Origin of the sequence: Kitasatospora sp. NPDC015120 (assembly GCF_043080305.1) — a bacterium.
Classification (GTDB): Bacteria; Actinomycetota; Actinomycetes; order Streptomycetales; family Streptomycetaceae; genus Kitasatospora.
Window position 1 is genome coordinate 78,088 of record NZ_JBIBVJ010000004.1, and the last position, 22,990, is coordinate 101,077.

At 74.2% G+C, this 22,990-nt stretch carries 15 protein-coding genes; 6 read left to right on the forward strand and 9 right to left on the reverse strand.

Annotation, left to right across the window (positions count from 1 at the left end):
• Positions 1-108 precede the first annotated feature (108 nt).
• A complete protein-coding gene (locus ACF1AK_RS12105) occupies positions 109-2,295 on the reverse strand; it encodes a trypsin-like serine protease (RefSeq protein WP_391498690.1) in 2,187 nt (728 codons plus the stop codon).
• Positions 2,296-2,796: 501 nt separating this feature from the next.
• Here ACF1AK_RS12105 and ACF1AK_RS12110 point away from each other — a divergent pair.
• Entirely contained in the window at positions 2,797-3,111 is a 315-nt protein-coding gene (locus tag ACF1AK_RS12110; RefSeq protein ID WP_391498691.1) for a helicase associated domain-containing protein, read from the forward strand.
• Here the strand turns inward: ACF1AK_RS12110 and ACF1AK_RS12115 are convergent.
• The gene (locus ACF1AK_RS12115) at positions 3,078-3,209 is read right to left on the reverse strand and encodes a hypothetical protein (protein WP_391498692.1); all 132 of its coding nucleotides are present in this window, start codon (positions 3,207-3,209) and stop codon (positions 3,078-3,080) included. The genes ACF1AK_RS12110 and ACF1AK_RS12115 overlap by 34 nt on opposite strands.
• Positions 3,210-3,276: 67 nt before the next feature.
• Complete coding sequence (locus ACF1AK_RS12120) at positions 3,277-4,695, reverse strand: LuxR C-terminal-related transcriptional regulator (RefSeq protein ID WP_391498693.1); 1,419 nt, start codon at positions 4,693-4,695, stop codon at positions 3,277-3,279.
• A 159-nt stretch (positions 4,696-4,854) separates the two neighbouring features.
• Between ACF1AK_RS12120 and ACF1AK_RS12125 the strand changes: the two genes are divergently transcribed.
• Both ACF1AK_RS12125 and ACF1AK_RS12130 read left to right on the forward strand, forming a co-directional pair.
• Positions 4,855-5,811, forward strand: coding sequence for an NADP-dependent oxidoreductase (locus ACF1AK_RS12125; RefSeq protein WP_391498694.1), 957 nt, complete (start codon positions 4,855-4,857; stop codon positions 5,809-5,811).
• A gap of 172 nt (positions 5,812-5,983) precedes the next feature.
• Positions 5,984-6,712 (forward strand): MIP family channel protein, encoded by a 729-nt coding sequence (locus ACF1AK_RS12130; RefSeq protein WP_391498695.1) that lies wholly within the window; start codon positions 5,984-5,986, stop codon positions 6,710-6,712.
• Between the two features lie 146 nt (positions 6,713-6,858).
• Here ACF1AK_RS12130 and ACF1AK_RS12135 read toward each other — a convergent pair whose 3' ends face one another.
• The 4 genes from ACF1AK_RS12135 to ACF1AK_RS12150 form a co-directional block, all read right to left on the reverse strand.
• Positions 6,859-7,542, reverse strand: coding sequence for an ABC transporter ATP-binding protein (locus tag ACF1AK_RS12135; RefSeq protein WP_391498696.1), 684 nt, complete (start codon positions 7,540-7,542; stop codon positions 6,859-6,861).
• 50 nt (positions 7,543-7,592) lie between these two features.
• Positions 7,593-8,315 carry an ABC transporter ATP-binding protein gene (locus ACF1AK_RS12140; protein ID WP_391498697.1) on the reverse strand — a complete coding sequence of 241 codons (723 nt, stop codon included), beginning with the start codon at positions 8,313-8,315 and terminating at the stop codon, positions 7,593-7,595.
• A 223-nt stretch (positions 8,316-8,538) separates the two neighbouring features.
• Positions 8,539-10,560 carry an ABC transporter permease gene (locus ACF1AK_RS12145; protein ID WP_391498698.1) on the reverse strand — a complete coding sequence of 674 codons (2,022 nt, stop codon included), beginning with the start codon at positions 10,558-10,560 and terminating at the stop codon, positions 8,539-8,541.
• 12 nt (positions 10,561-10,572) lie between these two features.
• Entirely contained in the window at positions 10,573-11,184 is a 612-nt protein-coding gene (locus tag ACF1AK_RS12150) for a hypothetical protein (RefSeq protein WP_391498699.1), read from the reverse strand.
• 139 nt (positions 11,185-11,323) lie between these two features.
• Between ACF1AK_RS12150 and ACF1AK_RS12155 the strand changes: the two genes are divergently transcribed.
• From ACF1AK_RS12155 to ACF1AK_RS12165, 3 genes are all read left to right on the forward strand, one after another.
• The gene (locus tag ACF1AK_RS12155; RefSeq protein ID WP_391498700.1) at positions 11,324-11,959 is read left to right on the forward strand and encodes a hypothetical protein; all 636 of its coding nucleotides are present in this window, start codon (positions 11,324-11,326) and stop codon (positions 11,957-11,959) included.
• Positions 11,950-13,344, forward strand: a complete 1,395-nt coding sequence (locus tag ACF1AK_RS12160; RefSeq protein WP_391498701.1) for an ABC transporter substrate-binding protein — start codon at positions 11,950-11,952, stop codon at positions 13,342-13,344. The genes ACF1AK_RS12155 and ACF1AK_RS12160 overlap by 10 nt, the downstream gene beginning before the upstream one ends.
• Positions 13,345-13,711: 367 nt before the next feature.
• Positions 13,712-20,887 (forward strand): hypothetical protein, encoded by a 7,176-nt coding sequence (locus ACF1AK_RS12165; protein ID WP_391498702.1) that lies wholly within the window; start codon positions 13,712-13,714, stop codon positions 20,885-20,887.
• A 208-nt stretch (positions 20,888-21,095) separates the two neighbouring features.
• On the opposite strand, the gene ACF1AK_RS12170 is transcribed toward ACF1AK_RS12165, so the two are convergent.
• Both ACF1AK_RS12170 and ACF1AK_RS12175 read right to left on the reverse strand, forming a co-directional pair.
• On the reverse strand, positions 21,096-22,388 hold the full coding sequence (locus ACF1AK_RS12170; protein ID WP_391498703.1) for a PP2C family protein-serine/threonine phosphatase: 1,293 nt from the start codon (positions 22,386-22,388) through the stop codon (positions 21,096-21,098).
• 154 nt (positions 22,389-22,542) lie between these two features.
• On the reverse strand, positions 22,543-22,965 hold the full coding sequence (locus ACF1AK_RS12175) for a MarR family winged helix-turn-helix transcriptional regulator (RefSeq protein WP_380292969.1): 423 nt from the start codon (positions 22,963-22,965) through the stop codon (positions 22,543-22,545).
• Positions 22,966-22,990 lie beyond the last annotated feature (25 nt).

A 22,990-nucleotide genomic window follows, 5' to 3' on the forward strand; every position in this document is an offset into this window, starting at 1 on the left:
GGGAGATGGTGGAGGTGGATGCGGGTGTCCGGGGGGACGCCCGCCGTCATGCCCGGCGAGGGACGCAGGCGCCGTACCTTCCGCCCCTACCCCCGGCCAGGCCAGCGGTCAGGGGGCGGAAGGGCCGCCGTCGTACGGCGTCCAGCCTTCGGCCGCCGGATCCACGGCCCACAGCGTGCTGTTGGTGTCGCGGATGAAGGTGGTCAGGTGGTTGTCGGCCGGGTCCACGACCGGGAACGGAACGGCGTTCGCTGCCATGGAGGTGCCAGCCCAGGTCCGGTTGAACCGGGTCCAGCCGTTGTGCTGGCCGCCGCCCTGGAGGTCGAAGGAGAACAGGTCGTTGTCGGGCCCGTTCACGAACACGGTGATGTGGTTGGTGAGCGGGTTGACGATCGCGACCGGGTCGGTGGCGGCCATGGCGTCGCCCGGATTCCAGCCGTGGTCGACCCAGCCGGCGCCGAGCGGGTCGACGGACCACAGGTGGTTGGCGGTGTCGCGCACGAAGGTGACGAAGTGCTTGCTGACGGGATCGACGACCGTGCTGGGCACGGCGTCGGGGGCGAGCGCGGTGGCGGCCGGGGTCAGCTGGAACTCGGTTCGGGTCCGGTCGGGGAGCGAGAGCGAGTTGAGCTTGTTGTTCGGCCCGTTGAAGTACAGGGTGATGTGCTGGTCGTTGGGGTTGATGATCGGCACGGGGTCGGTGGCGGCGATCGGCGCGCCGGGGAACACGTCGGTCCAGCCCTCGTCCTGTGGGTCGACCGACCACAGCCGGTTGTCGGTGTCGCGCACGAAGGTGACCAGGTGGTTGTCGGCCGGGTCGACGATCGTGCGTGGCACTGCGTTGGGTGCGAGTGCGGTGCCGCGCGGAGTCAGGTCGAACTTGGTCCACTTCGTGCCGTTGCGCTCGTCGAAGGACCAGAGCCGGTTGTCCGGACCGTTGACATGGACCACGACGCGGCCGGTGGCGGGATCAACGGCCGCAGTCGGCGGAGCGGCGGCGAAGGCGCCGTGGTCGACCCAGCCCTCGTCCTGCGGGTCGACGGACCACAGGTGGCCGGCACTGTCCTGAAGATAGGTCACCAGGTGGTTGTCAACCGGGTCGGTGATCACGAACGGCGTGCCCGTGACGAAGGTGCCGGTCGCGGTGGTGTGGCGGGTCGCGTTGATCCACGCGGTGATGTCGTCCGTGCGAGTGCTCGACGCGCCGGTGCGGGCCTCGGTACTGCCGAGGCAGCCGCCCTGCCACGAGCGGGAGGCGAGCCCGGCGAGCTCGACGGAGCCGTTCCTCGTGCGAAGGAGCGGCGCGCCCGCATCACCGGCGCAGAGCGAGGCGTGCCCGGCGACGGGCGCAGTGTCGAGGCCCGAGGCGGTGACGGCGTCCACAGTGTGGGTGGTCGTGTGAAGGGAGGACGGCAGCCATTCGTTGGCCGTGCGTCCGTAGCCCGGGATGCGCAGGCTCTCCCCGACTGCCGGTGCGGCACTGGAGAGGCGGACGGGTGTGATGCCCTCGACCGGGGTCGCGAGGCGCGCCATGACCAGATCACGGCCGCTGTACGGGACCAGTTCCGCGATGCCGACGCTACGGGCCCCGAAGACGGCGGTGGAGGGGATGGGAGGCGCCCCCTTGCCGAGCGCGGCAGGGTTGTCCGTGAAGCAACTGCTCGCCGACAGTGCCCAGAACCGGTTGACCAATGTGGCAGTACAGGCCTTCGCGCCCGGGACCCGCCCCGGCTGACCGACTGTCACGATGCCGACCGCAGGGTTGTCGCTGGGCGGCTTCGGAGCCTCCGGGCCGGCGATGGCGCTGAGTTCGAGCAGTGTCGTCCACACACCTCCGCTCCCCTCGCCGATCGGTGTCCAGTTGTCCTTGTCAAGCTGGAACTCCGTGGTGTTGCCCGAGGTGTTGATTCTGGCCTTGACAGTGTGGTCGTCGCCCTTGATGTTGTAGATGTGCGGGATCTCCAGGGCCAGGTAGCCCGTGGGCCCGGTGATCTCGAAGCAGACCAGGCTCGGAGTGGCCGCCCGGCTGTACAGACGCACCAGGTTCGAGCTCGAATCGCACTCGGCGAGCCGGATGTGGCCGTCGCCGGCCTTCAGGGTGATCCCCCGGTCAGCGAGGATCTTCGCGGCACCCGGGTGGATGAAGTCCTCCACCGCCGCCGGTGGCGGTGTGGGCTCCGCAGCGGACGCGGCCGGGACGGATCCGGCAATCACGGGTATGGCCAAAACCATGCTCAGGGGCCAGGAAACCCCTCGAATAGTACGCAAAAGGACTCCGGTGAATAAGAGCAGCATTCCAGAGGGGCACCAGCACCACTTTCGGACTGGCGAAGAAGATCAACTGGAAGCTATCGCCCACGATCCTTACCCGTCAACGACATTGATGGTCCGTGAGGCTCTTCCCGGCCAGAAGCAGAAAATTCGACCTCGATTGGAAAATTGTCCCGCCAGACCGATGGCACCCGCGGGACAGAGCTCGAACCGGCCAGCACCCGTAAGCCGGGAACGGAAGGGAAGCGCCGACTGCGGCGAGGCTCTCGCCCAGGCCACCCAGAGCCGCACGCCAGGCGCAGGCTCCGATGTCGACGACGACCTGCCCCGTACCGGAGACGAGGGCGTCGCGGCGACGGGTCGCGGCCAGCACCCGCCCGACCTCGCCCGTTTCTCACCGACAGTGGGCCACCACGGCGTGCCGCCCGTCGAGGTTGGCCAGGACGACCAGGCCCGCTCGGGAAGTGGCTGTCGGACCGGCGGGGCAAGCACGCCGCAGGTGAACTGGCGCGCCATCGGGTCGGCATGCTCGACAGCCCCGGGATGGTGTGGTCGGTGCCGGACGCGCGGTTCGAGGCCGGCCTGGACTGGGCGCGGGTCTGGGCGCGCGAGCACGGCGGCAGCCTGGCGGCGCCCGCCAGGGCGTCGGTCGGCGGCTACCCGATCGGTATCTGGCTCTCCGCCCAGCGGGCCGCCGCCCAGGTCCCGACGGCCAGGCCGGCGCTCTCTGCCCACCGCCGCCGGCATCTGGAGGAGATCGACCCGTGGTGGTGCCCGGTGTGGCCGGTGACCTCACAGCACCTGCCTCAGGTGGTCGGTGCGGCGGCCCTGGCCTGGTAGGCACTGACGTCGGAAAGGAGTTCGGCGGGAAATCCCTCTGCCATGGCAGCGGCCTGGGTGAGGCGGCTGACCACCGCCAGCACCGCGGTGTCGTCCATGTGCGGGGGCTGGGAGTGGGAAGTCGGTGCGGCCGGCTTCCTGGGCGCGCTGGGGTGGGAGGGGAAGTCAGGAGGCGGCGTGGAGGGGGGTGGGGGGTGGGGTGGGGAGGCCGGCGTGGCGGGCGAGGGCGGCGGCTTCGCCGCGGGAGGTGACGTCGAGCTTGGCCAGGATGTTGGCGACGTGGAACTTCACCGTGGACTCGCTGATGTGCAGGGCGGCCGCGATCTCGCGGTTGCGGCGGCCCCGGGCGAGCTGGTCCAAGACCTCCAGCTCCCTCGGGTGCAGGCCGTCCAGGGAGTGGGACGCCGCGCCCGGGCAGGCCTGCGGGGCGTGCAGGGGAAGGTCGACGGTGACCGTGGTGCCCCAGCCCGGGACGGCGTCGAGCGTCAGGCGGCCGGCCAGGGCGGAGATCCGGTCGGCGGTGCGGTGGACGGTCAGCGCGTCGGCGGTCAGCAGCCCCGGGCCGTCGTCCCGGACGATCGCGCGCAGGCCGTTGCCGATGAACTGCCACCGCACGTGCAGGCGGCTCAGGCCGTCCTGTTCCAGCATGGCGAGCACCGTGGAGCGGACGGCCTCGCGGGCGGTGTGGGCGGTGTCGGCGGGCACCGTGCGGTCCTCCTCGGCCGGGGGCAGCAGGTCCAGCCGGATCGGGCTGTGGCGCAGCAACGGCCTGACCACGTCGGCGAGTCGGGAGAACGCGGTGGCGGCCGGCTCCTCGCTCAGCTCGCGGTCGAGGGCGGCGGCGCCGCGCAGGTCGAGCAGGGCGGTGACGGCCAGTTCGGTGGCGTTGCGCCGGGCGGTCGCGTCGTCCAGGGCGGCGGAGCGCAGCGGCGCGAGGATCGCGGAGAGCGCGGAGGCGTGGGCGCCGCCGAGTTCGGCGATGGTGCGGGCGCGGGCGCTCGCCGAGGCGCGTGAGGCGGCGGCGTGCGTGGGTGCGGCGTCGACGGCCCGGTGGTGGGAGTGCGCGGTCAGCAGCTCCCACAGCTGCTGCAGCACGCGCAGCGCCCGTTCGGGCACCGGCGCCGCCCCGGCGCCGTCGCCCCCGCCGTGCGGCCCGCCCGCCGCGCGGACCAGGACCAGCAGCGCGCCGTTGCTGCCGGCCGGCGCCGCCGCCACGGCGACCGCCGGGTGCGGGCGGCCGCCGAGCACCGCCTCGCCCTGCCAGGGCCGGCCGGGCGTCACCTCCTCCCGGAGCCTGGCGAGTTCCGCGCCGGTGATCCGCGCGGACAGCTCCTCGGGGCCGGTGACGCTCGCGGGGGAGTGCGTGCAGATCCCGCTCAGCTGGGCCAGCGCGAGGTGCGGGACGATCCCGGCGATCACCTCGGAGATCTTCGCCATCAGCCTCGGCCGGGGTGTGCGCAGCACCTCGGCGGTGAGGGCCAGGGCCCCCGCCGGGTCGTCCCAGGACCACCCGCCGCCCCCCGGCCCGCCCCCGTGTCCGCGTCCGTCCCCGTGTCCACCGTCGCCCCGCGGCTGTTCCACCATGCCGACCAGCCTAGTTCGCGCCCGCCCCCACCGGCCCGGCCGAACGGACAGGTGGAACCGCCCGAACGGCGGGGCGGACGGCCCTGCCCTCCGTATCAGGCTGGAGTCGTCACCGGGACGAGCCAAGTCCCCTGGAACGAACGAACGGTGGGCATTCCCATGAGCAACACCCCCGGCCCCGGAACCCTTCCGGTCAAGGCCATCGGCTTCACGGAGTACGGCGGCGTGGACGTCCTGCGGCCGATCGGGATCGAGCTGCCCGCGCCCGGCCCGGGCCAGGTGCGGATCGCCGTGCGCGCCGTCGGCGTCAACCCGCTCGACCACAAGGTGCGCTCCGGTGCGCTGACCGCCCTGTTCCCGGTCACCTTCCCCGCCGTCCTCGGCTACGAGGTCGCGGGCGTGGTGGAGTCCGTCGGCGCGGGCGTCACCGAGTGGCGCAGCGGCGACGAGGTGCTGGGCGCGGTGCACGGCGGCGGGTACGCGGACCACGTGCTGGCGGAGGCGGGCCGGCTGGTCCGCAAGCCGGCCGCGCTCGACTGGGCGCGGGCCGCGGCGGTGCCGGTGGCCGCCGAGACCGCCTGGCGCTCCCTCGACCTGCTGGACGTCCGGTCCGGCCACACCCTGCTGGTGCACGGCGCGGCGGGCGGCGTCGGCACGCTGGTGCTGCAGTTCGCCCGGGCCCGGGGGATCCGGGTGATCGGTACCGCGAGCGAGGCCAACCACGGGTACCTGCGCGAGCTGGGTGCCGTGCCGGTGGCGTACGGCGAGGGCCTGGCCGGGCGGGTCCGGGCCGTCGCGCCCGACGGGGTGGACCGGGTGCTGGACGCGGCCGGGACGGGCGTGCTGCCGCTGTCGGCCGAGCTCGCGGGTGGCGTGGAACACGTGCTGACCATCGCCGACTGGCAGGGCGCCGAGCAGCACGGGGTCCGTTTCAGCGGCGGCGAGTCGACCGTGACCTACGACCGCCCGGCGCTGAACGGTGCGCTCGACCTGTTCGCGGCGGGCGATCTGACGCTCCCGCTGCACCGGGTGCTGCCGCTGACGGATGCGGCCGAGGCGCAGGCCGAGAGCGCGCGCGGGCACCTGCGGGGGAAGATCGTCCTGATCGTGCCCTAAGTCCGGATTGGTCTGATTTTCACTCGTTTGGAATAATCCGACGCTCGGAATCCCCGTGATCACGGGGATCGCCCGGTCGGCCGACATGCGCTCGCCCATTCGAGTGCAGAGGGTTGACCGGGAGTGACGGGCGGCGCCAGGCCGCCCGCGCGTACGAGGTCAGGAGGACCGGATGGACAGGCGAGCGGTGGTCGGAGAGTTCCTCGGAACGCTGTTGTTGGTGCTGCTGGCGGTGGGCGCGGCGGTGCTGGCGGGGGAGGCCATCGGCTCGGTGGGCATCGCGCTCGCGTTCGGCTTCGTGCTGCTCGCGCTCGCGTACGCGATCGGCCCGGTCTCCGGCTGCCACGTGAACCCGGCGGTGACGCTCGGCTTCCTGCTGGCCCGCCGGATCGACGGCCGCACGGCGGTGTCGTACTGGGTCGCGCAGGTGCTCGGCGCCATCGCGGGCGCGGCGCTGGTGCTGCTGCTCGCCAAGCAGGTGCCCGGCCTGGAGACCCACGGCAAGCTCGGCACGAACGGCTGGGGTGACCGCTCGCAGGTCCACATCAACGCCGGCGGCGCCTTCCTGACCGAGGTCGTGCTGACCTTCCTGCTGGTCTACGTCGTCCTCGCGGTCACCCACCGGCTCGCCGTCACCGGCTTCGACGGGCTGCCGATCGGCATGGCCCTGGTGGTCGTGCACCTGGTCGGCATCCCGCTCACCGGCACCTCGGTGAACCCGGCCCGCAGCCTCGGCCCGGCCCTGTTCGCGGGCGGCCCGGCGCTCTCCCAGCTGTGGCTGTTCCTCCTCGCCCCGCTGCTCGGCGGCGCCCTGGCGGCCGGCATGCACCTGCTGACCCACCCGCAGCCCAACCTCCCCGCGGCCGAGGCCCTCGCCACGGACGCCCGGGCCGCGGCGTAACGCGAACCGGGGGCGGGGGTGGTGGTGTCACCGGCCGGCGCCGAGCGCCGCCAGGGGCCACCGGGCGCCACTGAGAGCCACCGGGCGGTTGCCGTTCGGCTTCGTGGACGACGGAGGACCGTGGCCGCGTCAGCGTGCCGGGGCCGTCACCGTGCCGGGTCCGGTGCCGCTCCCGGCTCGCCGGGCTCCCCGGAGAAGCCGACCTCGCCCCGGTGCAGGACGTGCACGACGGCCGCCCCGGCCGGCGTCGGCGGGAGGGTCTGCGCGGTCAGGACCACCGTCCGCCCGGTGGCGGCGGCCGAGGACAGCAGGTGCGCGTACAGCCGGGCGGCGACGGCCGGGGCCAGGCCCCGGTCCGGTTCGTCGAGCAGCAGCAGCCTCGGCGAGGCGGTCAACGCCCTGGCCACCGCCACGAGTTGCTGCTGGCCGCCGGAGAGCGTCCCGGCCCGCCGGGGGAGCAGTGCGGAGAGTTCGGGGAACAGCTCCAGCACCTCGCCCGTCGGGCCGCCCCGGGGCCGGGCGCCCAGGGCGAGGTGCTCGGCGACGGTGAGCGAGGGGAACACCGCCCGCTCCGCCGGTACCAGCGCGAGGCCGAGCCGCACCCGCTGGTGCACCCCGAGCGCGGTGACGTCCCGCCCGCGCCACACCACCCGCCCGGCGGCCGGCCGGACCAGCCCGGCCATCGCGTGCAGCACGCTCGTACGGCCGGAGCCGTTGCGGCCGAGCAGCACCGTCACCCGCCCGGAGGGCACGGCCAGGTCCACGCCGTGCAGGGCCTCCAGCGGGCCGTACCGCACGCGCACGGCGAGCAGGGCGATTTCGACGGGCACGGGGGCTCCTGGTGGTCGGCGGGTGCGGGGGAGGGGCGGCGCGCAGGTGGTCACCGGCCCCAGGCGCGGACCACCCGGGGGTCGGCCAGCACCGCCGCCGTCGGGCCGGCCGCGACCACCCGGCCGTCGGCCATCGCGTAGACGGTGTCGGCGAGTCGGGCCACCAGGCCCGGGTCGTGCTCGACCACCAGCAGGGCCATGCCGTCGTCGGCCAGACCGCGCAGGACGGTGAGCAGGCGGGCGGTCTGTGCGGTGTCCAGGCCCGCCGCCGGCTCGTCCAGCAGCAGGACGCGAGGCTCGCCGGCCAGCGCCCGCGCCAGTTCGACCAGCCGCAGCACACCCGTCGACAGCCCGCCGGCCGGCTCCGCCGCCACCGCGCCCAGCCCGAACACGGCGAGCGCGCGCGCCGTCCGGCCGTCCGCCGCGCCGGGGCGCTGTTCGGCGCCGACGCGGACGTTGTCCGCCACCGACAGGGTCGGGAACACGGCGATCTGCTGGACCGTGCGGGCCAGTCCGAGCCGCACCCGCGCGTGCACCGGGAGCCGGGTGACGTCCCGGCCGCCGAGCAGCACCAGGCCCGCGTCCGGGCGGGCGGTGCCGGCCAGGCAGTCGAACAGCGTGCTCTTCCCGGCGCCGTTCGGCCCGATCAGCGCCGTCACCCGCCCGGGCGCCGCGACCAGGTCGACCCCCGCCACCGCTTCGATCCCCCCGTACCGCCGCACCACCCCGCGCGCCGTCAGCCGGGCGCCGGGGGCGCGGTGGAGGGCGGTCATGGTCCGGCCTCCCGGCCGACCGGCCGGTGGGTGGCGCTCAGGGCGTGCACCGGTGGGGCCGGAAGGCCGGTGGGCGTGGTGCGGTGAGGCGTGGTCATGGTCCGGCTTCCTCGGGTGGTCTGCCGTCGGCGGGTGGGTGGTGGTCGGCGCGCGCGGGCCCGCCGGGGCAGGGGCTCGTCGGACGGGCCGTCGTGGGGTGCCCGGCGGGTGGGGCGGGGCGTGGTCATGGTCCGGCCTCCCCGGGCGTCTCGCCGTCGGCCGGCCGGCGGGCGGCGATCAGGGCCCGCATCCGTCGGCCCGCCGGGGTCAGCCGGCCGGCGGGCGCCGTCACCGGCGACACCGCCGTCACCGGCCTCGCCGCCGTCCGGCCGGCGGCGAGGCCGGCCAGGCCGCCCGGGAGGCGGCCGATGGCGGCCGCCAGCGCGCCGACCGCGACGGCCGACACCCCCGCCACCGTGCCCGCGTCCAGGCCGATGAGCAGGGCCGCCGCCAGGACGGCGCCCGGCGCGCTGTCCGCGCCCGCGACGACGACGGCCGCGAACCAGAGCAGGCCCTGCACGGGATCGAACGCCGCCGCGTCGAACGCGCGCCCGGCCATGCCCATCAACCCGCCGCCGAGCGCCGCCAGTGCCGCGCCCGCCACGAACGCGAACAGCTTGAGCCCCGGCACGTTCACCCCGGCCGCGGCGGCCCCGGGCTCGTGGTCGCGCATCGCGCTCAGCGCCCGGCCGGTGCGCCCGCCGTGCAGGGCCCGCACCACGGCCGCGCCCAGCCCGAGCAGCAGCAGTTCGGCGACGTAGAAGGCGCGGTCGCCGGCCAGGAACGCGGGCCGGTCCAGCACCAGCCCGGTGGTGGCGTACGGCTGCTGGAAGACGAAGCGGCTCAGCGTCGTCCCCACCGCGAAGGTCACCAGCGCCAGGGCCAGGCCGCGCCGCCGGATCGCCGGCCAGCCGGTGAGCAGGCCGAGCGGCGCGGTGACGAGCACGGCGAACAGCAGCGCGGGCGCGGCCGGCAGGGCGGGCAGGCCGGGGATCCGCCCGGACATCAGCAGCGCCGTCCCGAGCGCGCCGAGACCCGCGTACCCGGCCTGGCCGAGGGAGATCTGCCCGCCGTAGCCGGTCACCACCACGATCGACAGCAGCACCAGCGCCAGCGCCGGCACCAGCAGCGCACTGCGCAGGTCGTTGCCGCGGAAGCCGAGCGGCAGCAGGAGCAGCACCAGGCAGACCGCCCGCGCCGCCCGGGCGCCCCCGCCGCCCCGGGCCCGCGTCCACGGCGGACCGGGCCGGCCGCCCGGCACCTCCGGGCCGTCGGCGAGCCGGGGACCGGCCAGCAGCGCGGCGGCCAGCAGCGCCACCACGAACAGGTTCGCCTGCACCGCCTGCACCAGCGGCAGCAGCTGACCGTCCGGCCGGAACCGGGTCAGTTCCGCCTGCAGCACGCCGAGTCCGAGTCCGGTCACCACCGCGACCGGGATGCTCCGCAGCCGGGCCGCCACCGCGACCGCCATCGTCTCCATGACCAGCAGCGGCAGCCCGTACGGGTCGAGCAGCAGATACGGCGCGAGCGCGATCCCGACCAGCCCGGCGGTGAACGAGCCGAACGCCCACCCGGCGGCCGACACCCGGTCGGCGTCCACCCCGGCCAGCTCGGCGAGCCGCCGGTCGTCCACCACCGCCCGCACCCGCAGCCCGAACGGCGTGAACCGGGTCGTCGCCCCGACCGCGAGGGCGAGCACCAGGATCGCGGCCAGCTGCGCCACCGTGTCCGGGCGCAGCGTGTGCCCGCCGGGCAGCGCGAGGGAGGCCCCGCCGAACGGGGACGGCGCGCCGCTCACCGGCGCGGCCCCCCACACCAGCACCACCACCCCGATGAGCAGCACGAACACCCCGAGCCCGGCCACCATCGTCTCGGCCGGTCCGGCGCCGCGCCGTTGCAGCGGCCGGTACACCAGGGCGTCCAGCAGCACCCCCAGGGCGGGTGCCACCAGCAGCAGACAGCACGCCACGGCCGGCCAGACCGGCCAGTTCCGCTCGACGACCAGATCGCGCAGCAGGTAGGCGACGAGCATCGCCTGCGCGCCCTGGGCGAGGTTGAGCACGCCGGTGGCGCGGTGGCAGACGACCAGGCCGATGCCGCTGAGCGCGGCGGCGGAGCCGACGGTCAGGCCGGCGAGCGCGAGGTCGATGGTGAGGTCCGCGGGGTCGGGGCCGGCCGCGCCGAGGAGCGGGTCGAGGGGGTTCACCGGGCCGCCGCCTCAGCCGGTCGGCGGGCACGGACCGCCCGGACGGGTGGCGCTGCCCCCGGGGTCGGCCGGCCCGGGGTCGCAGAGCCGGCAGGGCGCGAGCCCGCGCTCCCGGACGGCGGCGGCGTCGACGGGGGCGGCGGTGGGCTTGCCGGCCACCAGGGGGCAGCCGGGGCGGTGGTAGAGCGTGCCGCCGGGCACCGCCAGCGGCGGGCCGTCGGCCCCGCCCTCCGGGGGACCGGCGGGCTCCCCGGGCTCCCCGGGTTCGACCAGGAGGGCGTACAGGTGCGCGATCCGGCGGTCCGTGACCGTGGCCCCGGACGGCGGGCGGATGCGCCCGGGCGGACGCAGCGCGACCAGCACCACGCCCGCCACGATCAGCGCCGCGCCCGGGACGGTCGCCGAGGCCAGATAGGGGATCTGCTGCTCGACGAAGCGCTCGCCGGACACCCCGTACCAGCCCAGCACGCAGAGCACCGCCCCCACGGCGACCAGCGTCCATCCGGCCCACCCGCCGCCGCCCTCCCGTGCCCGGCGTGCCGACCGCGCCGACCGCACCGCCCGCGTCACCGCGTCCTTCGGGCGGTGCGCGGTGCGCGGCCGCCCGGATTGCGATTCGTCCATGGATCCGCCTTGATGGTGTCACTTGCGACGTTTCCAGGATCGGCCTGGAACAGCATCCGGAGCGGGGCGGACCGGCCCCCGCGGTGCCCGGGCGGGCGCGCCCGCCGGCCCCGCCCGCCCGGCCGTCGAGAGGAACACCATGCACGTGAGGCAGAGCGGCACCCGTCGGCCCGGCGGCCGCGCCCTCCTGCGGCCGGCGGGCCTCCTGCTCGCCCTGCTGCTGGCGGGCGCGGCGGCGGCGTGCGGCAGCGACGGCGGGTCGACGTCCTCGACGGCGAGCCCGTCGCCGCCCGCCACGGCCACGGCGACCGGCACCGCGACGGAGACCACGACGGAGACCGCCACGGCCCCCGGGACGGCCACGGCCACGGCCACCGGAACGGCGAGCCCCGGGGCGACCGCGCCCGCCGACCCGGCCGCGGCCACCACCCAGATCACCGGGAACTGGCAGAAGTTCTTCGACCCGGCCACCCCGATCCCCGAGAAGGCCTCGCTGCTCCAGAACGGTGAGATGCTGCTGCCGGTCCTGCAGGGCTTCGCCCAGGACCCGCGGGTCGGCCAGGTGAAGGCCCGGGTGACGGACGTGGCGTTCACCTCCCCGACCGAAGCCACCGTCACCTACGAGCTGTCCCTCCAGGGCAGCGTGGTCGAACCGGCCGCGACCGGCCAGGCGGTGCTGGACGGCGGCACCTGGAAGGTCTCCCGCGGGACCCTCTGCGGTCTGCTGGTCCAGGCCGCCGGTGCCACCGGCACCCCGATCCCCGGATGCAGCTGACCCCCGCCACCCGTGCGCCCGCGCCCGTCCGCGCGCTGGTCCTCGCCCTGGCCCCGGCCCTGCTGCTGGCCGGCACGGCCGGCTGCGGGACCCGCCTGCCGGAGCGCGCCTTCGGCGCCCGCCCCACCACGGCGGGCGCCACCGGCACCACCGCGGCGGGCGGCGGCAACCCGGCCTCCGACACCGGCGTCACCCCGGCCGAGATCCGGGTCGGCGTCATCACCTCGCTGACCAGCCCGGTCGGCAGCGAGGTGTTCGGCGGACCGCGCTACGGCGCCCAGGCCTTCTTCCAGGCCCTCAACGACCACGGCGGCCTGCACGGCCGCACCGTCAAGCTCGTCACCTGCGACGACGGCGGCAGCGGCATCGGCAACCAGGACTGCGTGCACCGGCTCGTCGACCAGTCGCACGTCTTCGCCCTCGTCTCCGGCAGCGTCCTCGACTACGCGGGCGCCCCGTACGTGAGCGGCAAGGCGGTGCCGGACGTCGGCGGCCAGCCGATCGGCACCGCGTACGACCGCTGGCCGCACCTGTACGGCATCTACGGCAGCAGCGCGCCGCGCGACGGGCACGCCGTCGGCTGGAACGGCACGCTCTACCAGTCCACCGAGGTCTTCCGCTTCTTCAGGGAACGCCTCGGCGCGAGCAGCGCCGCCGTGGTCGCCTACAACCAGGCCGACTCCGCCCGCTACGCCGCCCAGCTGCGCGCCGGGCTGGAGGCCGAGGGCTACCGGGTGCTCATGCAGACGGTGGACTTCGCGCTGCCGAACTTCCAGGCGGTGGCCGCGGCCGTCCGGGCCGACGGCTCGCAGCTGCTCTTCGACGCCATGGACACCCGGGGCAACGCGGCGCTCTGCCGCTCCCTGGACGAGGCCGGCGTGCACGTCACCGCGAAGGTGACCAACGTGCAGAACTGGTCGGAGTCCGTCCGCACCGACTACCAGGCCTCACCGGCCTGCCGCGACGTGCTCTGGGCCACCTCCTCCTCGCTCGACTACGAGGACGTCGGCCACCCGGCGGTGGCCGCCTTCCGCGCGGCGATGGACCGCTACTTCCCGGACCGCGCACCGCTGTTGTCGGCCTGGGAGCTGGAGGGCTGGGCGGGCGCGCAATGGCTCGCCGACGCGATGGACTCCTGCGGCGCGCAGCTCACCCGGGCCTGCGTCGAGCGGTTCATGAACCGCCCCGAGCCCTATGACGCGCACGGGCTGCTCCTGCCCGCCTCCTTCGTCCCGCAGCCCCCGCCGAGCGGGCTCACCCGGGCCTGTCTGAACGCGGCCCGCTGGCAGGACTCCGCCCAGGGCGGGCACGGCGGCTGGGTGACCCAGGTGGAGTCCATGACCACCACCTGCTTCGACGTGCCGCAGCTGCCCTACGAACCGTGAGCCGCCCCGCCCGCGCTGCCCCGACGGCGGGCCGAAGCGACGGGTGTCACCGGGGCGAGCCCGCCGTCACCAGGAGGGCCGTGGAAGGGCTTGGCGCCCTGATGACCTGATGACGGATCGAATAACTCATATCGGACTCTTTACGCCAATCATATGCAGATATCCCCATCTGTGATACATCAGTGCGATCAGGTCGCTCTCATCCCATAGCTGGGAGCACCGGACACTGATCCGAGGGGAAGACACCATGACACTGCGTAGGCTGGGCCGCCCGCGTCGGGCGAAGCCGGGGGCGGTCGGGAGCGGCGGAGGACGGGGGAGACGCAGAAGGCGCCGGCCGTCACGGCTGCTCTGCGTCCTGGTGGGCATGCTCGTGGCCTTCACCGGCTTCGGGCTGAGCGGCCTCAACACGGCGCCGGCCGCCGAGGCGGCGCCGCTGTCGACCTTCACGAAGACGGGGACCGACGTCACGAACCCGTCGACGGCGACCGCCACCACGGCCGGGTCGGCCCGGCCCGGTGACACGATCAAGTGGGTGCTGGACTACAAGAACGGCACCACCACGGACGCCGACGTGTCGATCACCGACCCGATCACCGGCGGACAGACCTACGTCGACAACTCGCTGCAACTGCCGCCCGGCTTCACCGGCTCGGTCACGAACGGCACGCTGAGCGCCAAGGGTCCCGTCCTCCAGGGGACGACCTCGGCCGCGTCGCCCGTCTTCAGCTCGCAGCCCGTCAACTTCAACACCCCCGGCGGCGACGGCTACTCGGTCGAGGGGTACAAGAACAACATCTACACCGTCTTCCACCACAACAACAGCGGTACGGTCGTGTTCTGCGCGACGCTGGCCGGCGCGGTCTGCCCCGGCTGGCCCGCGTTCTCCACCTACGTGGACCCGAAGGCCGGAACGCCGCTGGGCACGGGAACCGCCGGCGCCTACTACACCGCCCACATCAACGGCTCGTTCATCGCCAACGGCAAGCTCTACTGGCCGGTGTCGCAGGGCCTCGAATACGGGATGCAGTGCCTGGACCTGGACGCCCGGGTCAGCTGCGGCTACACCCACCTCGGCACGAGCCCGAACGCCACCCACGTCCTCGCCGGTGACGGCATCGCGGCCGCCGACGGCAACCACTACTACCTGGCCCTCGGCGGCAACCTGCACTGTGTCGCGCCGGACGGCACCGCGTGCGGCACCGTGAACATCACGGTCGGCGGGATCCTCCCCACCGGGTACAGCTTCGAGATGGGGACGTACGGCCGCTACGTCTACGTCACGTACATCAACACCGCGCGGACCAGCGACTACCTGTCGTGTTTCGACACCGTCACCCACCAGCTGTGCGCGGGCTTCCCGATCGCGACCGGTGCTCCGCAACCCGTCGGCTTCAGCAGCGAGGTGTTCCCGGTCGTCTCGTCGAGCGGCGCCTTCCTCGGGGCCTGCGCGGTCTACCAGTCGGTCTGCTACACGCCCACGGGCGCGGCACTCGCGAACCCGTGGAGCCAGCGGATCTACTCCTACGGGGCCTCGGGCCAGGGCTACGGCACAGGCACGCTGGTCGGGACGAAGTACTACACGGGCAACACCAACGTGGTGGACTGCTACGACTTCGCGCAGCCGCTGGTCGCCGGCAAGGTCCAGCCCTGCGCCAGGTTCACGACCCACCCCCCGAACCTGCGCAGCTACACGGTGCGTCCGCTGGCGAACCTGCCGGGCTGCTTCGCGTCGAACGGTGACGGCGGGCGGATCGGCATCTTCAACGGCGAGACCGGCACTCCGTGTGCTTCGGCGTCCCGGAGCGTGCAGCTGACCCCGGACGTCTACTACTGCGACGGCAAGGCCGGGCACACCACCTCGTGGGGATCGGTGTCGCTGCCGGGCCTGGACGGCTCGCAGTACTACGGCGCCACCTTGACGCTGACCGGGGCCAACGGCGCGCCCGTGCCGGGGTGGACCGAGGTGCCCTTCCCGAAGTCCGGCCCCCAGTCCGTGGACATCTCCTCGATACCCGTCTCGGGCAACACCGCCGCGCTGACCGCGACGGTCAGCCTGGCCGCGGTGAACAGCCCCACCGCGGTCAACGCCGCGAAGGTGAAGGTCACCTGGGTCGGCGACAGCGTCCAGGTCTGCTACCGCACGGTCGCTCCGCCGGTCTCCTGCCAGCAGAGCCTGCCGGTCACCAACAACGCCACCGCCGTCACCACGGCCGGCGGTACGAGCGACGCGCCGGGCCAGACCACGGGCACCGTCACCTTCAACGTGGCCCCGTCGGCCGAGCAGTGCATGCTGCACCTCACCAAGACCGCCAACCCCGCGACCGCCAGGCCGGGCGATCCGGTGACGTACACGATCAAGGTCACCAACACCGGCACCCAGGACTACGTCGCCGCCAACCCGGCCTCGCTGAGCGACAGCCTCACCAAGGTCCTGGGCGACTCCGTCTTCGACCCCGCCAGCCTCCAGGCCTCCGCCGGAACCGCCACCTACGACCAGGCCGCGAAGGTGATCAGCTGGTCCGGCCCCCTCGCGGCGGGCGCCAGCGCCACCATCACCTACGCGGTGAAGGTCAACGACCCTGACACCGGCGCCCACCTGATGACCAACCGGGTCGTCACCCCGCCCGGCGTCGCCTCGAACTGCGCCGCGGCCTCCACCGACAAGGACTGCGCCGCCGACGTCCCCGTGCAGTCCCTGCGGGTCGTGAAGACGACTCCGGCCACCAAGGTGACGGCCGGTGAGAAGGTCGACTACACGATCACGGTGACCAATACCGGCGGCGCCGACTACACCGCCGCCGCCCCGGCCTCGTTCACCGACGACCTGAGCGCCGTCCTCGACGACGCCGTCTACGACAACGATGCGGCGGCCACCTCCGGCGCGGTGAACTACGCCGCGCCGACGCTGTCCTGGTCCGGCCCGCTGCCGGTGGGCGGCACCGTGACGGTGACCTACTCGGTGAAGGTCAACAACCCCGACACCGGTGACCAGAAGCTGGACAACACCGTGGTCACACCGCCCGGGTCCGGCGGCAACTGCGCCCCCGGCTCGACCGACCCCGCCTGCCGCGTGCAGATCCCGGAGCGGGCGTTCTCGTTGGTGAAGACGGCGTCGCAGCCGACCGCCAACCTCGGCGACACCGTGACCTACACCCTGAAGGTCACCAACACCGGGGCCGCGGACTACACCGCCGCCGACCCGGCCTCCTTCACCGACGACCTGAGCGGCGTCCTCGACGACGCCGCCTACGGCAACAACGCCCTGGCCACCGCCGGATCCGTCCAGTACACCGCGCCCACCCTCACCTGGTCCGGCCCGCTGGCCATGGGCGCCTCGGCCACGATCACCTACAGCGTGACCGTGAACACCCCCGATGACAACGGCGACCGCCTGCTCCACAACACGGTCACCAGCCCTCCGGGGTCGGGCAGTAGCTGTGTCCCGGGCAACACCGACCCCGCCTGCCGCAGCGACGTGCCGATCCCGGACGACCCCGAGCTGACGCTGGTGAAGTCCGCCTCCACCGGCACGCTCGTCGCCGGTGAGCAGATCACCTACACGTTCGAGGTGAAGAACACCGGCAACGTCACCCTCAAGGACGTCAAGGTCGACGAGACCGCGTTCACCGGCAGCGGCAAGCTCTCCGCCGTCACCTGCCCGAGCGGTGCCGCTTCCCTGGCACCGGGCGCGAGCGTCAGCTGCACGGCCACCTACACGGTGACGCAGGCGGACGTGGACGCGGGTTCGGTGAAGAACACGGCCACCGCGACCGGCACCCCGCCGCGCGGCGAACCGCCGGTGTCGCCGCCGGCCGACGCGACGGTCACCGCGACCGACAAGCCCGGCGTGTCCCTGGTCAAGACCGGTCACAGCGGCAAGCCCGGCCAGCTCGTCGTCGGCGAGCAGGTCCGCTACGACTTCGCCGTCACCAACACCGGGAACCTCACGCTGAAGGACGTCAAGGTCACCGAGACCGCGTTCACCGGCTCCGGCACGATGTCGCCGGTCACCTGCCCGACCGCCGAGGCCGCTTCCCTGGCCCCCGGCGCGACGGTGACCTGCACCGCGACCTACACGGTGACGCAGGCCGATGTCGACGCCGGGTCGATCAAGAACACCGCCACCGCGACCGGTACCCCGCCGCGCGGCGAACCGCCGGTGTCCCCGCCGGCCGACGCGCTCCTCCCGGCGCCGGAGCAGCCGGCGGTGGCGCTGGTGAAGTCCGCCTCCACCGGCACGCTCGTCGCCGGGGAGCAGATCACCTACACGTTCGAGGTGAAGAACACCGGCAACGTCACCCTCAAGGACGTCAAGGTCGGCGAGACCGCGTTCACCGGCAGCGGCAAGCTCTCCGCCGTCAGCTGCCCGAGCGGTGCCGCTTCCCTGGCACCGGGGGCGAGCGTCAGCTGCACCGCCACCTACACCGTGACGCAGGCGGACGTGGACGCGGGTTCGGTGAAGAACACGGCCACCGCGACCGGCACGCCGCCGTCCGGTCCGCCGCCGGTGTCGCCGCCGGCCGACGTGACGGTCACCACGGCCGACAAGCCCGCGCTGTCCCTGGTCAAGACCGGCTACAGCGGCAAGCCGAACGAGCTCGTCGTCGGTGAGCAGGCCAGGTACGAATTCGCGGTCACCAACACCGGCAACGTGACGCTGAAGGACGTCAAGGTCAACGAGACCGCGTTCACCGGCAGCGGCAAGCTCTCGCCGGTCACCTGCCCGGCAGCCGAGGCCGCCGCACTGGCCCCGGGTGCGACGGTGACCTGCACCGCCACCTACACGGTGACGCAGGCGGACGTGGACGCGGGTTCGGTGAAGAACACGGCCACCGCGACCGGTACCCCGCCGCGCGGCGAACCGCCCGTGTCCCCGCCGGCCGACGCGCTCCTCCCGGCGCCGGAGCAGCCGGCGGTGGCGCTGGTGAAGTCCGCCTCCACCGGCACGCTCGTCGCCGGGGAGCAGATCACCTACACGTTCGAGGTCAAGAACACCGGCAACGTCACGCTGACGGACATCAAGGTCAACGAGGGGGAGTTCACCGGCAGCGGCAAGCTCTCGCCCGTGACGTGCCCGGCGGAGTCCCCCTCGCTCGCGCCCGGTGCCACCGTCAGCTGCACCGCCACCTACACGGTGACGCAGGCGGACGTGGACGCGGGACGGGTGAAGAACACCGCCACCGCGACGGGCACGCCGCCGAGCGGTGAGCCGCCGGTCTCCCCGCCGTCCCAGGTGACGGTGACCACGACCGACGCACCCGGCGTGGCCCTGGTGAAGTCGGCCTCGACCAGCACGCTGGTCGCGGGTGAGGAGGTCGTCTACACGTTCGAGGTGAAGAACACCGGCAACGTCACCCTCAAGGACGTCAAGGTCGACGAGGGCGAGTTCACCGGCAGCGGCAAGCTGTCGCCCATCACCTGCCCGGCCGCCGAGGCCGCTTCCCTGGTCCCCGGCGCGACGGTGACCTGCACCGCCACCTACACGGTGACGCAGGCGGACGTGGACGCGGGCCGGGTGAAGAACGTCGCCACCAGCACCGGCACCCCGCCGCGCGGTGAGCCGCCGGTCTCCCCGCCGAGTCAGACGAGCCTCACGACGGCCGACAGGCCCGCGCTGTCCCTGGTCAAGACCGGTCACAGCAGCAAGCCGGGCGAGCTCGTCGTCGGCGAGAACGTCCGCTACGACTTCACCGTCACCAACACCGGAAACCTCACGCTGAAGGACGTGAAGGTCGACGAGACCGCGTTCACCGGCAGCGGCAAGCTGTCGGCGGTCACCTGCCCGAGCGCCGGGGCCGCTTCCCTGGCCCCCGGCGCGTCGATCACCTGCACCGCCACCTACACGGTGACGCAGGCCGACGTGGACGCCGGGTCGATCAAGAACACCGCCACCGCCACCGGTACCCCGCCGCGCGGCGAGCCCCCCGTCTCCCCGCCGGCCGACGCACTCCTCCCGGCACCGGAACAGCCCGCCGTGGCGCTGGTGAAGGCCTCCTCCACCGGCACCCTGACCGCCGGGGAGCAGATCACCTACACCTTCGCCGTCACCAACACCGGGAACGTCACCCTCAAGGACGTCAAGGTCACCGAGACCGCGTTCACCGGCAGCGGCAAGGTCTCCGCCATCGTCTGCCCGAAGGAGGCCGCCTCCCTGGCGCCCGGCGCCGCCGTGCTCTGCACCGCCACGTACACCGTCACCCAGGCCGACGTGGACGCGGGCTCGGTGAAGAACACCGCGACCGCCACCGGCACCCCGCCCAAGGGGCAGCCGCCGGTGTCCCCGCCGTCCGAGACCACGGCGACCACCACGGACCAGCCGGGCCTGTCCCTGGTCAAGTCCGCCGCCACCGGTCAGGACGACAAGCTCGTCACCGGCGAGACGATCACCTACAGCTTCACCGTCCGCAACACCGGCAACGTGACGCTGAAGGACGTCACGATCAACGAGACCGCGTTCACCGGCCACGGCACGCTCGGCCCGGTCACCTGCCCGAAGGAGGCCGCTGCCCTCGCGCCCGGCACCACCGTCACCTGCACCGCCGGCTACACGGTGACGCAGGCGGACGTGGACGCCGGCTCGGTGAAGAACACCGCGACCGCCACCGGCACCCCGCCGCGCGGCGAGCCGCCGGTGAGCCCGCCGTCGGAGGTGGAACTGCCCCAGGCGCCCAAGCCGGCCGTGGCCCTCGTCAAGTCGGCCCGGACCGGGGAGCCCGGCAAGCTCGTCGCCGGCGAGAAGGTCGCCTACAGCTTCGCCGTCACCAACACCGGCAACGTGACGCTGAAGGACGTCAAGGTCACCGAGACCGCGTTCACCGGGCACGGCACGCTCGACGCGGTCACCTGCCCGGACGGTGCCGCTTCCCTGGCCCCGGGTGCGACGGTGACCTGCACCGCCGGCTACACCGTGACGCAGGCGGACGTGGACGCGGGCACGGTGAAGAACACGGCCACCGCCACCGGCACCCCGCCGCGCGGCGAGGCACCCGTCTCCCCGCCCTCCGCCGTGACCGTCCCCTCCAGCGGGAAGGGCGTGCTCGGCCTCACCAAGACCGCCGACGTCACCGACACCAACAAGACCGGGAGGAACGACACCGGCGACCGCATCGACTGGAAGCTCACCGTCGCCAACCAGGGCACCCTCACCGTCACCGACATCGCGGTCGACGACCCCACCGCCGGTGACGTCACCTGCCCCCGGACCAGCCTCGCCCCGGGCGAGACGATGACGTGCACCACCAAGCCGCACACCGTCACCGCCCAGGACGCCGAACGCGGAAAGGTCGTCAACACCGCCACCGCCCGCGGCAAGGCCGGCAACGCCCCGCTCACCTCCCCCGAGGCCACCGCCACGGTCAAGGTCGAGCACGACACCCCGGCGGCGCCCGGCCGGCCCGGTGGCCCAGCGGCCCCCGAGCCGTCCGGCATCCTCGCCCACACCGGCACCGCCGTCCTCACCGTGCTGGGCATCGGAGCCGCGCTGCTGGTCATCGGCTCGCTCACCCTCGGCCTCAGCAGGCGGCGCCGCCGCAACGACTGACCGACCCGTCCGATCCGTCGGACCCGACCGGGTGACCGGCGTCCCGCCGAGGTCACCCCACCATCCGAGGCGCAGCGACAGGAGCGCCAACCGCACCACAGCGAGGCGACGCCCGGACGGCCACGCCGTCCGGGCGTCGCCTCGACAGCACCCGCGAGCAGCACGAAGGGGGCCGTCGGCACACGCCGACGGCCCCCCTTCGTCACCGTCACCCGCTCCGGGACGGAGGGGCTCCCGCCGGAGGGCCCGGGCCGAGGCGTTCGACCACGACCATGGCGGCGTCGTCGTCCAGCCGCCCGCCGACGTGCGCCAGCAGATCGCCGCGCAGGTGGTGCAGCAGGGCCGCCGGGCACTCGGCGGCGTGCGCGGCGGCCCGTTCGGCGACCCGCGCGGGCAGCGGGTAGAACCGCCGCCCGGCGTCGCGGGCCTCGATCACGCCGTCGGTGTAGATCAGCAGCCGGTCGCCGGGCAGGAACGGGAACTCCTCCACCGCGTACGGCCCCGGGGCCAGCTCGCCGAGGCCGAGCGGGGGAGCGGTGCGGGCGGGCTCCAGGGCGGTGACCCGCTCCCCGTGCAGCAGCAGCGGCGGCGGGTGACCGCAGTCGACCAGCCGGACCACCGCCTCGTCGTCCGGGATGTCCAGGACGAGGGCGGTGATGAAGGACTCGCCGCTGTCGTCGGCGTCGGGCGCGGCCGGAGCCCCGCCGAGCGGCGGAGGGCGCGGGACCTGCCGGAGCAGTGCCGGGAGCTGGAGCTGCGGTTGCTCCTGGAGGTACAGCCGCTCGGCGCGCTGCTGCTCGGCGAACTGGGCGAGGTCCCAGGCGATGCTGCCGTCGAGGTAGCCGACCAGGCCGGGCAGGTCGGCGTGCAGGTGCGCGGCGGCCCGGAACGCGCCCAGCAGCAGCGCGGCGTCGCCGAGCGAGGACAGGCCCTTGCCGCGGACGTCGCCGACCAGCAGCCGGGTGCCGGCGGTGGTGCGGGCCGCCGCGTAGAGGTCGCCGCCGACCTGGGCCTCGGCCTCGGCGGCCAGGTAGACGGAGGCGAGGTGCAGCGGGCCGATCCGGTCGGGCAGCGGGCGTAGCAGGACGCGCTGCGCCGCCTCGGAGACGGAGCGGACCTGGGCGAGTTCACGCTCGTGGCGGTCGCGCAGTGCGCGCAGGGCGACGATGAGGGCGGAGACGGCGAGCAGGGCGCCGAGCTGGGTCTCGTGGTTGGCGGTGGTGACGCCGTCGCGCAGGATGCCGATGACGGTCAGGGCGGCGATCGCCAGCACGGCGACGGCGGCGGTGGCGCGGGTGCCGGCGACGGAGGCGGTGAGGGCGGGGGCGACGATCAGCAGCGGGCCCAGGTGGATGTCCGGCGGGGCGAGCACGTCGACCACCGTGATCAGCACGATCAGCGCGAGCGGGACGGCCGTCAGCGCCCCGCGGCCGGGCCGCCGGGAACGACGGCGATCGGGGGAACGCCGCTCGTCGGGGTGGCGCGGGCGGGGGTGCCGCACGCGGGGAGGCTGCCGAGGTGGCACCTCTCCTCTGTACACCGTCCGGGCGGTCCGCCGCACCCCGGGGCGGGCGGACGGTACGGGCCGCCGGGCGTGCGGGCGCGAGGGGCGTGCGGGGCGTACGGGCCGCCGGGCGTGCGGGCGGGCCGGGTGCTCAGCCCTCGGCGCCGTAGCGGGCCAGGTAGTCGGCGAACCGGGCGACGTCCTCGTCCGCCCAGTCGGTGAAGCGGGCGGTGAAGGAGAGCCGCCGCTGTTCGTTGGCCACCCGCAGCAGGGTCAGCCCGGCGTCGGTGGCGAGCAGGATCTGCCCGCGCTGGTCCTCCGGGTCGGTCTCGCGGCGCAGCAGCCCGAGCTTCTCCAGGGCGGTGACCTGGCGGCTCACCGTGGACTTGTCGAGCATGAAGTGCGCGGCGACGTCGGCCGCCCGGCAGCCGCCGCGCTCGGTGATGAGGTCCAGGATGCTGTAGGTGACCAGCGAGAGGTCCGGGTGCAGCTGGGACGCCTTGTGGCGGGCGCGGCGGGCGAAGGCGGTCAGCTCGCGCTGGATGGTGGCGATCGACGTCTCGCGGTCGGGCACGCTGACCTACCTCCTCGGGGTCCCG

Coding starts and splice junctions, on each gene's coding strand:
- ACF1AK_RS12130 (WP_391498695.1), top strand. CDS start 5,984: ATGGACAGGCGAGCGGTGGTCGGAGAGTTCCTCGGAACGCTGTTGTTG.
- ACF1AK_RS12115 (WP_391498692.1), bottom strand. CDS start 3,209: ATGGACGACACCGCGGTGCTGGCGGTGGTCAGCCGCCTCACCCAGGCC.
- ACF1AK_RS12155 (WP_391498700.1), top strand. CDS start 11,324: ATGCACGTGAGGCAGAGCGGCACCCGTCGGCCCGGCGGCCGCGCCCTC.
- ACF1AK_RS12140 (WP_391498697.1), bottom strand. CDS start 8,315: ATGACCGCCCTCCACCGCGCCCCCGGCGCCCGGCTGACGGCGCGCGGG.
- ACF1AK_RS12120 (WP_391498693.1), bottom strand. CDS start 4,695: ATGGTGGAACAGCCGCGGGGCGACGGTGGACACGGGGACGGACGCGGA.
- ACF1AK_RS12105 (WP_391498690.1), bottom strand. CDS start 2,295: ATGCTGCTCTTATTCACCGGAGTCCTTTTGCGTACTATTCGAGGGGTT.
- ACF1AK_RS12160 (WP_391498701.1), top strand. CDS start 11,950: ATGCAGCTGACCCCCGCCACCCGTGCGCCCGCGCCCGTCCGCGCGCTG.
- ACF1AK_RS12165 (WP_391498702.1), top strand. CDS start 13,712: ATGCTCGTGGCCTTCACCGGCTTCGGGCTGAGCGGCCTCAACACGGCG.
- ACF1AK_RS12125 (WP_391498694.1), top strand. CDS start 4,855: ATGAGCAACACCCCCGGCCCCGGAACCCTTCCGGTCAAGGCCATCGGC.
- ACF1AK_RS12150 (WP_391498699.1), bottom strand. CDS start 11,184: ATGGACGAATCGCAATCCGGGCGGCCGCGCACCGCGCACCGCCCGAAG.
- ACF1AK_RS12110 (WP_391498691.1), top strand. CDS start 2,797: ATGCTCGACAGCCCCGGGATGGTGTGGTCGGTGCCGGACGCGCGGTTC.